General features: G+C 42.4%; 10 protein-coding genes. 3 read left to right on the forward strand and 7 right to left on the reverse strand.

The annotated features are described in order from the left end of the window. Positions 1–12: 12 nt before the first annotated feature. The 3 genes from J0L83_04035 to J0L83_04045 are packed head-to-tail and all read right to left on the reverse strand — an operon-like array spanning position 13 to position 6782. Positions 13–2079 (reverse strand): hypothetical protein, encoded by a 2067-nt coding sequence (locus tag J0L83_04035; protein ID MBN8663715.1) that lies wholly within the window; start codon positions 2077–2079, stop codon positions 13–15. 57 nt (positions 2080–2136) lie between these two features. Further along, a complete protein-coding gene (locus J0L83_04040; protein MBN8663716.1) occupies positions 2137–3648 on the reverse strand; it encodes a RagB/SusD family nutrient uptake outer membrane protein in 1512 nt (503 codons plus the stop codon). 20 nt (positions 3649–3668) lie between these two features. After that, complete coding sequence (locus J0L83_04045; GenBank protein ID MBN8663717.1) at positions 3669–6782, reverse strand: TonB-dependent receptor; 3114 nt, start codon at positions 6780–6782, stop codon at positions 3669–3671. A gap of 271 nt (positions 6783–7053) precedes the next feature. Here J0L83_04045 and J0L83_04050 point away from each other — a divergent pair, with 271 nt between their 5' ends. Further along, positions 7054–9867, forward strand: coding sequence for a hypothetical protein (locus tag J0L83_04050; GenBank protein ID MBN8663718.1), 2814 nt, complete (start codon positions 7054–7056; stop codon positions 9865–9867). A gap of 35 nt (positions 9868–9902) precedes the next feature. Here the strand turns inward: J0L83_04050 and J0L83_04055 are convergent, their stop codons facing one another. The 4 genes from J0L83_04055 to J0L83_04070 all read right to left on the reverse strand — a co-directional run bounded on the left by J0L83_04055 (position 9903) and on the right by J0L83_04070 (position 13908). Next, positions 9903–10349, reverse strand: coding sequence for a cold shock domain-containing protein (locus tag J0L83_04055; protein MBN8663719.1), 447 nt, complete (start codon positions 10347–10349; stop codon positions 9903–9905). Then, positions 10324–11577 (reverse strand): DEAD/DEAH box helicase, encoded by a 1254-nt coding sequence (locus tag J0L83_04060; GenBank protein MBN8663720.1) that lies wholly within the window; start codon positions 11575–11577, stop codon positions 10324–10326. The genes J0L83_04055 and J0L83_04060 overlap by 26 nt, the downstream gene beginning before the upstream one ends. A 297-nt stretch (positions 11578–11874) precedes the next feature. Next, entirely contained in the window at positions 11875–12270 is a 396-nt protein-coding gene (locus J0L83_04065) for a hypothetical protein (protein ID MBN8663721.1), read from the reverse strand. A 3-nt stretch (positions 12271–12273) separates the two neighbouring features. Continuing rightward, on the reverse strand, positions 12274–13908 hold the full coding sequence (locus J0L83_04070) for a T9SS type A sorting domain-containing protein (protein ID MBN8663722.1): 1635 nt from the start codon (positions 13906–13908) through the stop codon (positions 12274–12276). A 260-nt stretch (positions 13909–14168) separates the two neighbouring features. On the opposite strand from J0L83_04070, the gene J0L83_04075 reads away from it, so the two are divergent. Further along, entirely contained in the window at positions 14169–15164 is a 996-nt protein-coding gene (locus J0L83_04075) for a hypothetical protein (GenBank protein MBN8663723.1), read from the forward strand. Between the two features lie 113 nt (positions 15165–15277). Continuing rightward, positions 15278–15757: a hypothetical protein gene (locus tag J0L83_04080; protein MBN8663724.1), complete on the forward strand. Its 480-nt coding sequence runs from the start codon at positions 15278–15280 to the stop codon at positions 15755–15757. Positions 15758–15846: the final 89 nt, after the last annotated feature.

Consider the following 15846-nt stretch of genomic DNA (forward strand, 5'->3'; position numbering starts at 1 on the left):
TTGTTTGTAGGTTTACTGTTGACGAATGTCATCAAAAAGGAAGGTGAAATTTGCTGTGCCATCACCAACTGTGCCCAACTCAAAAATGAGCACTACTTTCTGATAGCTATTAGCCGTATTGATTGTAGAGAAATCGAATGTCAGGTCTTCCCAACCATTCGCTACAGTGGTTGTCACTTCTTTTTCAAAAGAAATACCACCATTTGTCAGATTCTCCACTTTCAACAACACTTTAGCACCTGCTCTAGGAGAAAACACTTTCATACGCATTGTTTTCTGCGTAGAGAAATCAATAGGCGCATCCAGTGACAACACAGAACCACCCCATGGCTGACCAGCACCCTTGATCATTCTTCCAACTTTAGCACTGGTATTGATACCATTCTGCTGAGGATTGTTGATGATTGAGGCGTTACCACCATCAAAATTGACAAATGCATAATTCAATGTGGTAGATTCAAAATCTAATGGTAATGAGAGTGTTGCAGCAGCTGCTTCAAACTTCACATCATCCCAGTAAAACACCTTATTGCTACCTGCATTTCCAAAATCGAAGAATATGGATGCCATATTATAGCTGTGAGCAAGATTGAGTGCAGGAGTACCGCCTACATGATTGGCGAAATCGAACACCAGTGTTTCCCAGGCATTTGCCACCGTAGTTACCTTATCTGTCTCTACAGATCTTGTGTTATTATTCTTGTCCTCTACTTTCAAACGCACTGTAATACCTGCAGCGGGTGAATAAACACGTACACTCATTCTGGTTGCATTTGCAGCAAACGGAATAGCAGTTGCAAAACCAGAACCGATGGTTGTACCTGCCCAAGTTTGAGCACCATTGGTCTTATTTGTTCTAGCTACTTTATTAGACGCATTGGCAGGATCAACCACAACAGAAGAGGAAGCTCCACCAAAATCAAGCAATGTGTAGGTCAGGTTACTGTTATCAAATGTCACAGGCAATGAAAGCTGCGTACTTGGTAAAGTATTGGTTAAACGGATATCATCGAATAGGAAAGTAAAGTTTGGTGAACCATCTCCTATGGTACCCAGTTCAAAAATCAATACCAGATTTTGGTATGTATTGGCTGTATTGATTGCAGAAAAATCAAAAACCAAGTCTTCCCATGCGTTTGCTATAGTTGTGCTTACTTCCTTTTCAAAAGCTTGCGCATTGTTTGCAGGATTCTCCACTTTCAGCAACACTTTCGCACCTACTCTTGGAGAAAACACTTTCATTCGGAAGATCTTATTGGCAGAAAAATCAATAGGAGCCCCAAGGGTAATCAAAGCGCCGCCCCATGGCTGACCGGCATTTTTCACCATACGTCCTACCCTGTTACTTGTATTATCGCCTACTTTCTGAGGGTTATCAATCACTGTTACAACACCACCATCAAAACCAATCCAATTAAAAACTGTAGAAGTTGATTCAAATGTAATCGGCAGCAAAACCGGATCAACAATCGCTACAGTTTTTGTTAACTCAGTTGTAGCGGCACCACCACTCAATGCTACTACTCTTACAGTATAAGTACCCGTAGCTGTATAAGTTTTATTCACTACATCACCTTCATTGAATGTAACAGGTATTTCATTGGGCACATCTCCGAAATAAACTTTGAAAGCAGTCTCATACAAAGCTGTTGCACTTACCTGTACTTTATAGTTATTGGCAAGGTCTTTAGTAATGGTAAAGTCCAGATTCTCCGGTGCACGGAAAGAAACCGTCAACTGCTTGGTAGCTTCTGTTGTTTTACCGTTTACCCCGTATCCTTTCAGCTTTACATTATAAACGCCTTCAGCGTACTTATGCGTTACGTTTTTACCGGCATCCACACGTGCTGGTGTGGTGGTAGCATCGCCAAAAAACACATCATAGTAAGTTGCGCCATTACCATTAGGTGTAATGGTAACCATACCTGTATTGTCCTGCGTAATCTCAAACAAAGCATTGAGTGTAGCAGGCGCTTCACCCGACGTGGCGAAGGATGTATCATCGAATAATTCTTTTTTACAACCTGCCAGCATGCTCATCAGCAGCAGCAGTGTAAAAAGGTGTCTGATATTTTTCATGATTCGAGCTTAATTCGTTTTGAATATTGTTTTGATGCATTCGCGCATCTGATTCTATTAGTACCCGGGATTTTGTGTTAAACCAGATATCAATATTTCTTGCTGTGGTATCGGGAACACTTCATGCTTACCAGCAGTAAAGCCTGGGATTTTACCCACTGCTTGTCCAGTGCGCACCAGATCAAAGAAGCGGTCTCCTTCCATAGCAAGCTCCAATCGTCTTTCATCCCAAATAGCTTGACGCAGTGTTGTACCAGAAGCTGTGCTGTTCTGAGATGTATTACCAAACGCTCTTTGTCTTACTTGATTCAGATAGCCACGTGCTTTTGCATCATTTGGCGTAGATGAGCGATTGAACGCTTCAGCAGCCAATAACAATACTTCAGCATAACGAATGGTGCGGAAATTATTCAGGTAGTTCAGTTCAACCTGACCAGATGTTTCGCCCTTACGAGGCAAATACTTGTGGTTATACAAACCGGTATTCTTGAATGGTGCAACCTGATAAGTTACATTCAATTGTGGATTGGCATTCTTGTAAGCTTCCACATCAAATAATGTAGCTTCTTTACGCTGATCGCCAGCCTGATAAGCAGCAGCCAGATTCTGCGTAGGCAGGTTAGTACTCCAGCCTGGTGCATAAGGCATCGCAGCTGTACCGCTTAATCCACGCACACCATTTTGCTGAATAGAATAGTTACCCTGTCCACGATTCACAGCACCCCAATTGTAGTATGGAGAATTGTTGGAGTATTGAATTTCAAATACACTTTCAGGACCGTTTTCTCCAGAAGCGAGGAAGATGGAACCAAAATTAGACACCAGCGTGAATGCATTGCTTGTGATAATGCTCTCAAGTACAGGTGCGGCTGCATCAAACTTATTCTGATAGATATACACTTTACCCAACAAAGCCTGTGCTGCATACTTAGTAATACGACCCTTTTCAACCTGAACTGCTGGTAAGGCAGCAATGGCTCTAGCTAAATCATCTTCAATTGCTTTATAGACATCTGCTTTTGGCGCACGCTTCAATGATTTAGATTCTGTGAGGCCCAAACGCTTATCTGTAAACAAAGGCACATCACCGAACATGCGTACCAACTGGAAATAGTAATAAGCACGTAAGAAATAAACTTCGCCGTACAGGGCATCTTTACCGGCAAAACTTACTGCAGTACCAGCAGGATTCTTATCCTTATACTGATGCATATAGTTAGCACGGTTGATGCCTTCATAAGCAGCCTGCCACAACTCAGCAAGTGTTGAGTTAACGGCTGTATGGGTGTAATCATCTATTTGCTGTAATGGTAAAACATCAGATGCGTTTTCACCACCGGCTACGGAATTATCAGAAGCAATATCTGCTACAGGCACCTGCTGGTTTAACCACTGCAGGGGCGTGTATACGCTAACTGCCATGGTACGGTAATCGCTCTCAGAACGCAGGTAATCTAATTCTGTAACACGAAAATCTTCACGTGGGTTATAATCAACCCATTTTTTGCAGGCGCTGAGCGAAAGCAGTATCAGCACGATGCTTGCAAATTGTATTGTAGTCTTTTTCATTCGAAAAATATTTTGGGTCATTATAATTTGATATCAACACCAAAGGCATAAGTACGTGGCTGAGGATATGCACCACGATCAATTCCTGTATCCAGAATACCACCAGGAATTTCAGGATCGAAACCACTATAACGAGTGAATGTGTAGAGGTTTTTCGCCTGCAGATATACACGAAGGCTATTAAACACCTTACCCAGTTTAGCTTTAGGGAATGTGTAACCAATCTGCACGTTCTTAATCTTGGCAAAAGAACCATCTTCTACATATCGATCGCTGACGCGGATATTGCTGTTGGCATCAGTGAATGAATAACGAGGATTACGTGCGTCATTGGTAGAACCCGGACCTGTCCAACGAGCCAATACACTACGGTCCTTATTCGTAAAGTTGGCATTACGCTCATAAGCACGGTAGATATCATTACCTACAGAGAAATACGTAAATGCCGTGAAGTCGAACTGCTTGTATGCAAGGTTTAAAGTCCAACCACCTGTAAAATCAGGGAAAGGATTACCAATTTGGGTCTGATCAGCTGCAGTAATCACACCGTCGCCATTGATATCTGCAAAACGGATATCACCTGGCTGTGCACCCTGCTGAACAGGGGCTTTAGCAATCTCTGCATTACTCTGGAACAAACCCTGTGTTTTGTAACCGTAGAAATAACCAGGCGCAAATCCTTTTTCGAATACAGTAACACTCTGAGATTGACCATTGAAATAGTAACCACCTAGGATACGCGCAGTTCCATCATCGTTAGTTGCAGTTACTTCATTTTTAGAATGTGTAAATGTGAAGATGTTACCGATGCGGAAATCCTTGGCTACAGTTTCATTGTACGTTAAAGTGATGTCGATACCACTGCTGCGTGTTGCACCGATATTGGCTGTAGGAATGGGCACAGTACCGAGGTATAATGAAGCAGATGGTGTAAACAATAAACCATCAACTGTTTTACTGAAATAGTCAAATGACAGGTTTACTTTGTTTTTGGCAACAGTCAGATCGAAGCCAATATTTGCCTGCACCTGCTTTTCCCAACGCAATGCATCGTTTGCAGCAGAGCCTACTGTAGAACCCGGGAAGAAAACGTTATTAAAAGAGTATCCATTACTATTACCTGTAGGGCCATAACTTGGTCCACCAGTAATAATACCTACAAACTGAGGGTTTACATTTTCGTTACCAGTAGATCCGAATGAACCACGAATCTTCAATTGGTTGATGAATTTGGAATTGAAGAATTTCTCACGACTCACTACCCAACCAACTGAACCAGAATAAAAGTTCGCGTATTTGTTTTGCGGACCAAAAGCGAATGAACCATCACGACGTGTGGTGAATGAAGCCAGGTAACGGCCTTCATAATCCCAGTTCACTCTTGCAAAACCTGAAACATTGCGACGGAAATATTGATAATAATAACCTCCTAAAGCGTTAGGGTTGGTAGCAGTGTTATTACCGGTTGCCGCAGTAAAATCAGCAAATTCCCATGAGTTGAAAGGAACATCCTGACGTGTAGCACCTGCTGCATTACCTGCTGTGCGTGCTAATGAAAAACCGAGTACAGTCTCAAAATTATGGCTACCTACTTTGAAATCGTAGTTACCATAGGTTTCCCAAGTATAATTGAAGTTTGATGTCTTTTCATGGGCAACGCTGTTGAAGCGACCAGTTACTGTAGAACCATCTGCATTCAAAGAGTTGTCTACGTTATTGAGTCCCCAGAATACCAAAGGAGTAAACGTACGGGCATTGCCATCATATTTGGTATAACCGAAACGAGAAGTCAATTTCAGGTTACGCAATACATCATACTGCAATTCAAACTTACCGTAGAGTTTATTACCTGTATTCTTGTTATATGTATTCTCCAGCTTTGTAAGTGGGTTGAATATTTCAGAAAGAATGCGGGTACTGAAACCATATTGGCCAATCGTATTGGCGTTATCATTATAAACAGGCACAGTAGGATCATAGTTGATGGCAGAACCAATCACACTATTGAATGAGTTTTCCTGTACACCTCTACCTTCCAGAATCACGCCAGTAGCGTTCACAATGAACTTCACTTTATTAGAAAGATAGAAATCCATGTTGGCTGTAAAGTTGCCTCTGCTGAACATCGACTTATCATCACCACCAACAATTCCACCCTGACGCATCATACCAGCAGAAAGGAAATAAGAAGATTTCTCACTACCTGCGCGTACGGATACGTTGTGCGACTGGAATGAAGCAGACTTAAATACTTCATTTTGCCAATTGGTACCCACACCCAGCTTGGTAAGATCAGGGAAGATCACCGGACCACCGGACAAAACACTTCCCTCATTAATCATTGCACCATATTCTGTGGCATTCAACACACCGATCGTACGCATCACTTCCTGTATACCGTAGTTGCTGTTTACAGTTACTTCTGTTCGTCCATTGCGGCGACCAGACTTAGTGGTTACCACAATCACACCATTTCCACCTTTTACACCATAAATGGCTGAGGTAGCTGCATCTTTTAATACGTTGATAGATTCTATATCGCCGGCATTGATAGAGTTAAAATCAGTCAGTGTCTGAGGCACACCATCAATAATGATTACAGGATCAGTACCTGTAAATGAGGGAATACCGCGGATCAGGACCGTTGGTCTGGAACCGGGTGAACCACCCTGGATCACGTTTACACCAGCAGCACGGCCTTGGATAGCTTCCTCGGCTCGGGCGGGAACCAGTTTTTCGATATCACCGGATTTAACTGTGGAAATCGCACCGGATACCTTGGTGATTTTCTGGGTACCATAACCCACTACAACTACATCGTTTAGCTGGCTGGATACTTCCTGCAGCACAATGTTTAATGTTGTAGCACCATTTACCGTTCGCTCAACAGACTCCATTCCGGCGAAGGACACTACAATAGTGGAAGGAGCGGCCGGAACAGTTAAGGAAAAAAGCCCCATCTCATTGGTAGTAGTGCCACCATTACTTCCCTTCACCACAACAGAAGCACCTACAAGGGGTTGATTGTTTTGAGCTGAAACCACTTTTCCCGAAACTTTAAAAGCCTGGGAGTAAGCGGCTGGCAGCAGGCCGGTCAGTATCACCAGCAGCATAAGCAGTCGTTTCATTTTCATACGAGCAAATTTTTGTTATAGCACCTAAGCATAGCTTGCCTAAGCGTTTCCAAAACTACCCGAATAAAAAAGGGGCACCAAGAAAAGCACTACATCAAGACTACATCATACATCAGCAAAAGAGATAAAACCCTCAAAACCACCACATCATTACTACATCTTAATTTTTTCTGTACTTTCGGATGGCCGCATCAGCGATATGAGAAGATTGATTGCCATATTCTTATGTTCCCTTTCACTAGGCTTATGCCGGGCCCAATTAACCTTGGGCTTGCCGGAAATCAGCAATTATACCAAGCAACAATATAAGGGTGGTGCTCAAACCAGGCGTGTAGTACAGGATGCTGCCGGCCTACTCTATTTCGCTAATGATGAAGGTGTATTACGGTTTGATGGTGCCAAATGGAAACTCTACCCCCTGCCCAACCGCAGCCTTGTAAGAAGTATGCAGTTTGGGCCGGATGGACAACTTTATGTTGGTGGCCAAGATGAAGTAGGCTATTTCAAACCTGGAACAGATGGTGTTCTGCAGTTTCATTCCTTGAAGCCCCTGCTTCCTGCTGGTAGCAGATCCTTTGCCGATGTGTGGGAACTTTTCTTTGTTGGCAATGATCTTTTCTTCCAGACAACCAATGCCATATACCATATCAGCGGTACAACCGTGCGCATTTACCCGGATGAAAACTGGCGATTTCTGGGTATCATCCAAGGACAACTCGTAGCCCAAAGCAAAAAAAGAGGTTTTCTGCACTTCAATGCCGGCCAATGGCAACCCTGGCAGGCAGCAGCTGGCCTCACACTCCCATCCGATTTTACCATTACCGCATATATTGAATTAAGCAAAGACAGCGCATTACTTACCAGCTTTAAACATGGTGTTTACCGCTATGGGCAAAACAAACTCAGCCTTTGGCAGCATCCGGCTTTAAATGCCATTGCACAACAAAATATCTCCAGTGTCATAAGGGTAAATGAACAGCAGATTGCCATTGGCACTAGCCTGAACGGCTGTTATATTATAGATGAGTCTGGGAAACTGGTTCAACATTTCAGCCGCAAAGAGGGTTTACAAGACAACAGCATCCTAACGGTTTTCCTCGATAACAGACAAAACCTTTGGCTGGGTTCGCATAGTGGCATTGATTTCATTCCGTACAACAATGCCATTACTTTATTGGGTACTGGCTTATTGAAAGAAGCTGCAGGATACAGTTCTCAATTGTGTAATGGTCAATTGTATCTGGGCACGTCCAATGGTTTGTTCCGAGTACCAATTACCAACATGAATTCACTAAGCAGTTCCAAAGCGGAAGCATTTGCGATTGCCAATTCAGCAGGAGATGCATGGAATCTCTCTTTGGTTAACGGACAATTGTTCATGGGGCATAATGATGGCGCTTTCAGCGTCAGAAACAATAGCTTATACCCTTTAGATCAATCAACAGGCTATTGGAACTTTCAGTCTTTGCCCGGTAACACCAATCTGATGACAGCCGGCTCTTACAAAGGGATTGCTTTCTTTAAAAACAGTAATGGCAATTTCATCAAAGATTCTGGCGAAGCCATCATTGAATCAGCAAGATTTGTTGTGCCCGCTTTTGGGAAAGTATGGTTCTCCCATCCTTACAAAGGTGTCTTTGCTGTTAGCAAAAAAGCCGATGGCAGCACTGGCTATACACAGTACGGCGTCAAGCAAGGCGTTGCGTCTGTAAACAATAATTACCTGTTCTACATCAAAAACCAGCTTTTACTCACTACAGATGCCGGTGTGCTGGCCTATCAGCCCAAAACAGACAGATTTGAACCAGCTGCATTCTACAATCAAGTTTTACCACGCGTTCCCATTCGCTATTTAAAGGAAGATATCAGTGGTAATGTCTGGTTTGTATTTGAGAAAAAAATCGGGGTATTGGATTTAACAGCAAGCAAACCCCAATTAATTTACTTACCTGAACTCAATAACAAGTTTGTTGCGGGGTTTGAGCACATCAACCCCATTGATCAACACAATGTATTGATTGGTGGTGAAAAAGGATTTTACCATATTGACTATCACCGGTACAAAGCATTACAGCAACCTTTATCTGTTGGCATACATGCTATGGTTGGCATCACAAAAGGAGACACCATCCTTTACGGAGGCTATCGTGCAACTGTAGCTGCAGGAAGTATTGATCAGGAAACTAAACAAGAGTTACAAGCACAGTTCAATGCGCTTCGCTTCGAATTCTCTTCGCCGGTATACGGACAATTGGCGAATGTGGAATATAGTTATTTACTGGAAGGCTTCGACAAAGCCTGGTCGGCCTTTGATCAAAAAACAGCCAAAGAGTATACCAATCTTCCACCCGGTAACTATACATTTCGGGTGAAAGCACGCAATAACCTCGGCAATGAATCACCGGTTAAATCATACCGCTTCACTGTTTTACCGCCTTGGTATCTAACACCAATGGCCATGTTGCTGTATGCTTTTGCCATTGGCTTATTTGTGTATCAACTCTACAGATACCTGTATCGAAAATTCAAAGCACAGCAAAAAAGGCATGAAGAAGAACAGCGACAATTGCAGTATATGCACCAGCTGGAAATGGATAAAGCAGAGAAGGAATTGATTGCATTAAGAAATGCCAAACTGGAAGCGGAACTACAGGTAAAAAATACTGAACTCGCATCTGCTGCTTTACACTTGGTGCAGAAAAGTGATGTGCTGCATAAGATTAAAGAGCAGATGAGTAAGCTGAAGCAGGATGCCACATCCATGAATAATGCAGCAGATCTGAAAAAGATTTTAAAAACCCTGAACGAGGAGAATAAGATTGAAGAACAATGGCAGCAGTTCTCACAACACTTTGATGTGGTACACCACGATTTCTTGTCAAAACTCAAAACCAGACATCCAAAACTGACACCAAACGAGCAAAAATTGTGTGCTTATTTAAAAATGAATTTGACAACAAAAGAAATTGCACAGCTGATGAATATTACACCAAGGGGTGTAGAAATCAGCCGCTACAGATTGCGCAAAAAACTAGAAGTACCAGCCGGCATGCATCTGTTCAATTTCCTGGATGCAATAGACTGATACTTCTATTATAGTACCTATGGTACGAAACGCAATTATTTCACGATACTTACTTCTGCAGCTTCTGGTCCTTTTACGCCTTTTACAATCGTAAAGCGAACCTTATCATTCATTTTAACCGGCTCAGACAATTGTTTGCTGTGCACAAAAATGCTTTGCTTGGTCGTAGAATGACGAATGAAACCGAATCCTTTTTCATCATTGAAAAAAGTGATCACACCTTCTTCAAACATATCTTCCGGATTTCGGTCTTCCAGCTTGGGTACGCCTATCTGAATATCTTCAAGATTGATCTCCTGTCGCTTAGTCATATCAGGTGGTACAGAACTCAAATTGCCGTTTTCATCCACATAAGCAATCATATCATCCAGGACATTACCATCCCTGGCATTTTCTTTACGCTCACGCTTTCTTTCTTCTTTTTCTTTTTTAGCTTGTTGCTTCTTTTTTTCCCGATCACGCTTGCTCCAGAATTCTGCCATGTAGTTGTGTTTTTTGCTTATTAGATTGAACAGGCATGAATTTTTTCACGTTGGTAAAAGAAGACACGGTGTTCGTTTGCTGACGCATCTGCGCGTTACCCTGAAAGCCATGTGCGCTTGTAGGTATCCGCTTTTGAATCAGTTTCTCAATTGAAGTTAAAAAGTTTTTCTCTTCGGGGTCACAAAAACTAATGGCACTACCGCTAAAGCCGGCACGGCCTGTTCTGCCAATACGGTGTACATAGGTTTCCGGTACAGCCGGTAAATCAAAATTGAGCACATGGCCCAGTTCATCAATATCAATACCGCGGGCTGCGATATCTGTTGCAACCAGTACACGAATCCTCCCCTTTTTAAAATTGCTCAGCGCCAATTGCCTAGCATTCTGGGATTTATTTCCATGGATAGCATCTGCAGCAATACCGGCTTCACTGAGCTTTTTAGCTAGCTTATTGGCCGCATGCTTCATTTGTGTGAACACAAGCAGAGAATTGATTTGCGTATTATCCAGCAGCTGAATCAGCAAAGGAAGCTTTTGGTGCTTGGCAATATGATAAACAGATTGATCAATACGATCAACCGTGGAAGACACGGGTGCTACTGTTACTTTTATTGGATTAGTCAATAATTTCTGTGTCAAATGCTGAATTTCCGGCGGCATAGTAGCCGAAAAGAATAAGGTCTGACGTTGCTCGGGTAAATAAGTAATCACCCGCTTGATATCATGAATAAAACCCATATCCAACATACGGTCTGCTTCATCCAATACAAAGTGATTAATATGAGCTATACTAACCAAGCCTTGTTGTATCAAATCGATCAAACGACCGGGCGTTGCAACGACTATCTCAGCGCCGCGCTGAATTTGCTGTACTTGTGCATGCTGCGAAACACCACCAAATACAACCACATGTTTGAGTGAAAGATATTTACCATAAGCGGCAATACTCTCTCCTATCTGAATAGCCAGCTCACGCGTTGGCGTAAGAATCAATGCCTTGGGCATTTGCATATTGGCTTTTTGCTGCTTCGCAGCGTGTAACTGTTGCAAAATAGGAATCACAAAAGCTGCAGTCTTACCTGTGCCTGTTTGTGCACAACCCAGCAAATCCTTACCTGCTAAGATTTCAGGAATAGCTTGCTGTTGAATGGATGTTGGATTGGTGTACCCCTCTTTTTCCAAGGCACGTAGAATTGGCTCAATTAAAGCCAGTTGTTGAAATAACATTCGAAAAGTTTAAAGTAAAAAATGTGACAAGGCTGCTATCCGAAAACATAGCACATTATCTGCCTTACGTTAGCAACACAAAGTATTTGGGAAGAATGCACGAAACAACTAAACAAATAAAGTAGTGGACTACTATAAGAACTGCAAAGGTAATTGAATAAAGTCAGAATGCATGGAAAGCTTTGGTTATGCATACTTAACACAAACAAACAAACCACTTTCATGGCTGACTACTAGTAGCTTATACAAGTTGACTACTAAAAGAAAACCGCCTCTCGGCGGTCTTTTGTTATGCGTTTATTTGAAAATTACCCTAAAAGTAGCAGAGTCTTTATTGGTGGATGTAGTAACAGAACTCACCCGCACTTTGGTAACCACCCATAACTGTCTGGGCAAATTACTTACCGATGTTGTTATCAAAGTATCCTTGGTAGTAAATGCAGGCGTTTGTGGTGTTACTGCTGACCCACTCGCTTCCTGGTTGGCCAGTATCTCAATCTTGATACCATCTGCAGGCATCTTGCTTTTTAACTGCACCCTGAAAGGATAATTGGCAGCAGCACTAAAAGCACCATTGGTTGCATCAATCGTAAATGCAATCTTGTCTTCAGCAGGTCCATTATCCGGCTTGTTACAAGCTGCAATTGCAAACATGGTCAGTATAACCCAAAAATATTTTTGCATGCTTCGCATGAATTAGAATTTAAGAATTTTCAATAAAGCCTTGTTCTTTCCAGAACCTACTTCTACATAATACATACCAGCAGGTAAGCTTGCAACAGGAATCCATTGCTGCTTTTGTCTGGTCACCAGAGATTTCACAGGTCTGCCATCACTGCTTAACAGACGCACGCGCATATCAGTAATTGGTGTTTTACTAAATTCCAGCATAATTTGATCGCTTGCCGGGTTCGGGAATATCTGTACAGTACCTAATTCTGGAGAAATGGTTTGCAAGCCTGTTACCAGCAGATTATACACCAAACTTGTATCGGCACAACCTCCTGCATTGGTAACACGTACCCGATAATTTCCTGCAGCCAAAGGACGATAGAAGTATTGATTCGCACCAGCAATAGCAGCATTACTCAATATCCACTGATAGCTGGAATAACCCTGGCTTACAGCTAATTCAGCGCCATTCCAGGTGATTGACGGTCTAACCGGGGCACCAAATACCAAGGCAGATACCCTTGTTCTTGGGCTTTCGCAACCAAGTGGGCTTGTCTGACTCACATAAAAATCCTGCACAAAAATAGAATCTGTTCTAGGTGTTGGTGCAGTACTTGAGCCTGTACCACCTGTTGCCGTTGTATACCACAATAAAGTATGTCCGGTTAAAGCAGTAGCAGTCATTGGCGCAGGTGTACCACCAACGCAATAGAATGCACTACTCGCAACTGGTGCAGCCGGTAATTTATTCAGCGTAACAGTTGCTATAGCGCTTTCATCGCTTCTGCAACCTTCAGGAGAAGTAATCACCACTGTATAGTCGCCGCTTCTGGTTGCATTCAATGTACTATCATTTGAACCAATTAGCAAGCCGCCATTCAAGTACCATTGATAGCCACGATAACCAGTACCTGCGCGAAGGAGTAAACTTGTAGATGTACATACTGTATCACCGGCAAAACTAATTGTAGCTGGTGTGGGAGGTGGATACACCGTCATACTTTGTGTCATCGTATCTCTACAACCTAAGGTATTGTTGATTGCAATTAAACGCACCGGATAAGTACCTGCACGTACATAACTGGTTGCCGGACTAAATGCTGAAGAAGAAACACTATCACCAAAGTTCCAATCATAAGTTAAGCTGCCTGTACTGGCACTACTCTGATTCGTAAACACAAAGCGATTATCCCTTACACACTGGGCATTGTTATTCACAGTAAACAAAGCTATAGTACGAATAACTGTAACCGTTACACTATCACGCATGGTATTAGTACCATCTGTTGCTGTAACATAATACTTTGTGGTAGTATCTGGCTTTACAGTTATTGCTGCGGTAGTAGCACCAGTTGACCAACTAATACCTGTTGCACCAGCAGCTACTGCAGTCAAAGTAATATTTGTTCCCCGACAAATAGTTGTGTTAGGTGTTACAGATAGAGAAAGGAAAAAAGGTGTTGGCTGATGAAAACCCAAGGCTGTATAGCCGATTTCTGAAAAAACTCCGGCACTAACAGACTGACCAATCGTATATCTGAGTGTAGTACTGTTAAATGAATTCGATGCCACAGCCGTGCGTTGCAAAGACTGTGCATGCGATACTGTACTCAACAGTAAGAAGTATGATAAAAGGGCTAAGTGTATTTTCTTAGTCATTGGATTCTTTTATAATAAAATACATATAGTAAAGTTAGACATTTTTCTTCCGGCTAAGACGAGTTTTTAGCTGCGCCTTTGTTTATGCTTTTGTTATTGATTTACAGTATTTTGGCACAAAATCGGCCCCAAAATACCAAAACATACTTACGCAGAGTAGAACAAAACAGGCAAGAAGCATCAATTTTGGGCGTTATGCTGCTAACTGTGCCATTACCCTGTTTTTCCTTAGCTTGAAGATTCAAAATATACAATACCTCATGAAACAGTTTTACGCATTGATGCTTATGACAGTAGTTTTCGCTGCCTGTCAATCAACATCAGATAAGGAGCAAAACTCACAAAAGGACAGTGCAAATACCCAGCAACCTGCAATCAGTTCAGAACGCTTCGTGGGTGATTTTGTACAGGATGGATATGCTGATCGTCAAAAAGGCGCCGACTGGTACGCTGTGATGGTAGATCAGGTAAAGGACACGCTTTACCAGATTTCAATCCGCTCAAGAGCTGATCGCAAGAAACCTACCTGCACTTTTGATGCAAAAGCAATTGCGATTGATGCGAATCACCTAATCGCAACAGTTGATAGCCTTGAAATCAGTTTCACTTTTACAGATAGCACACTCACCATTGCTGCTGCAAAGGGTCTGCCTGAACAATTGCAATATTTCTGTTCCGGAGGTGCTTCCATAGCCGGAACTTATCAGCGCTTAAAAGAAAATCTGGATACCAAAACACTTGACCCAAGACGCTTTATCAAGGCCCTGCATTTTCAGGATACACATTTCTTTGTAGAAACAAGCGGCGAAGGTTCTATGCAAGACCTCAAAATGGAAATCATCGGTCTGAACAAACCCACCACAATCGAACTGCCCATTGAAGGCAGCATCACTGATGCAACGGTGCTTGATATGGATGGGGATCAATTACCTGAAATCCTACTATTTCTTCAATCGCCCGGCAGCGGCAGCTATGGATCTATATTGGCTTATTCAGTAAACAAGAACAAGCAATTGGAAAAAGTAATGGTTCCAAGTATTGATCAGGATGCTGTGTTGGGCAAACAATACATGGGGCACGATAGATACGAAACTGCAAAGGGACGCTTTCTTGTGCACTACTTTCCAAAGTATCAGAACGGAGATGCCAATTGCTGCCCAACAGGTGGCACCAAAATGATTCAGTATTCACTAGAACAAGCCAGGGCAGCTAAAAGACTGCGGATAGATTTTGTAAGCGACCTTCCTCAGCAATAATCTGTTCAGGTTTTCTGCCTTGTAAATGCGTGTTTGTACAACAGCGCAGAATTCTATTCACTTAAGGCCAACCAAATAATATAGAATGTGTTATTTTCAAAAAAAGCGCACGTATGGCACGTCCATCTATTGAATTGATACAAGCACTGCGTACCACTGCACAGAAATTACGCAACGGTGCACCTTATGCCTGGGGCAACCATGGCGCCTGCAATTGCGGTAATCTTTTACAAGTTGTAACAGATCTCACTAAAGAAGAAATCCTGTCTTACGCACATTCCGGTATTGGTGAATGGACAGAGCTGGCACAAGATTATTGTGGCGTTACAGATGCTCCTGTTGATTTACTGATCAAAAAGCTGCAGGAAATTGGCTTAACAACTTCAGACATCCACAATATTGAATACTTAGAAGACAGAAAAGTGCTGGAGCAATTGCCCGGTGGATTCCGCTGGCTCAGCCGCAATGTGCGCGAAGATGTGATTCTATACTTCGAAACCTTTGCCAATTTGCTCGAAGATCAACTCTCTGACACCATCAGCATCTCCATGGAGGAGTTATTCCCCGCCGAAAAAGCTCTGGTGACTGCCTGACATTAATATGACAGAAAAAAATCATGTAAAACTTACAAAAGTCATTTTTTAATATTCAGATATGCTGCTATTTTGCTGAAAAGCAAGCA

It is taken from the genome of Chitinophagales bacterium (assembly GCA_017303835.1).
Taxonomy (GTDB): domain Bacteria; phylum Bacteroidota; class Bacteroidia; order Chitinophagales; family Chitinophagaceae; genus JAFLBI01.

Excerpts from the sequence above, each read along its gene's own strand:
- J0L83_04035 (MBN8663715.1), bottom strand. The coding sequence starts at position 2,079 with ATGAAAAATATCAGACACCTTTTTACACTGCTGCTGCTGATGAGCATG.
- J0L83_04040 (MBN8663716.1), bottom strand. The coding sequence starts at position 3,648 with ATGAAAAAGACTACAATACAATTTGCAAGCATCGTGCTGATACTGCTT.
- J0L83_04045 (MBN8663717.1), bottom strand. The coding sequence starts at position 6,782 with ATGAAAATGAAACGACTGCTTATGCTGCTGGTGATACTGACCGGCCTG.
- J0L83_04055 (MBN8663719.1), bottom strand. The coding sequence starts at position 10,349 with ATGGCAGAATTCTGGAGCAAGCGTGATCGGGAAAAAAAGAAGCAACAA.
- J0L83_04060 (MBN8663720.1), bottom strand. The coding sequence starts at position 11,577 with ATGTTATTTCAACAACTGGCTTTAATTGAGCCAATTCTACGTGCCTTG.
- J0L83_04065 (MBN8663721.1), bottom strand. The coding sequence starts at position 12,270 with ATGCGAAGCATGCAAAAATATTTTTGGGTTATACTGACCATGTTTGCA.
- J0L83_04070 (MBN8663722.1), bottom strand. The coding sequence starts at position 13,908 with ATGACTAAGAAAATACACTTAGCCCTTTTATCATACTTCTTACTGTTG.
- J0L83_04075 (MBN8663723.1), top strand. The coding sequence starts at position 14,169 with ATGAAACAGTTTTACGCATTGATGCTTATGACAGTAGTTTTCGCTGCC.
- J0L83_04080 (MBN8663724.1), top strand. The coding sequence starts at position 15,278 with ATGGCACGTCCATCTATTGAATTGATACAAGCACTGCGTACCACTGCA.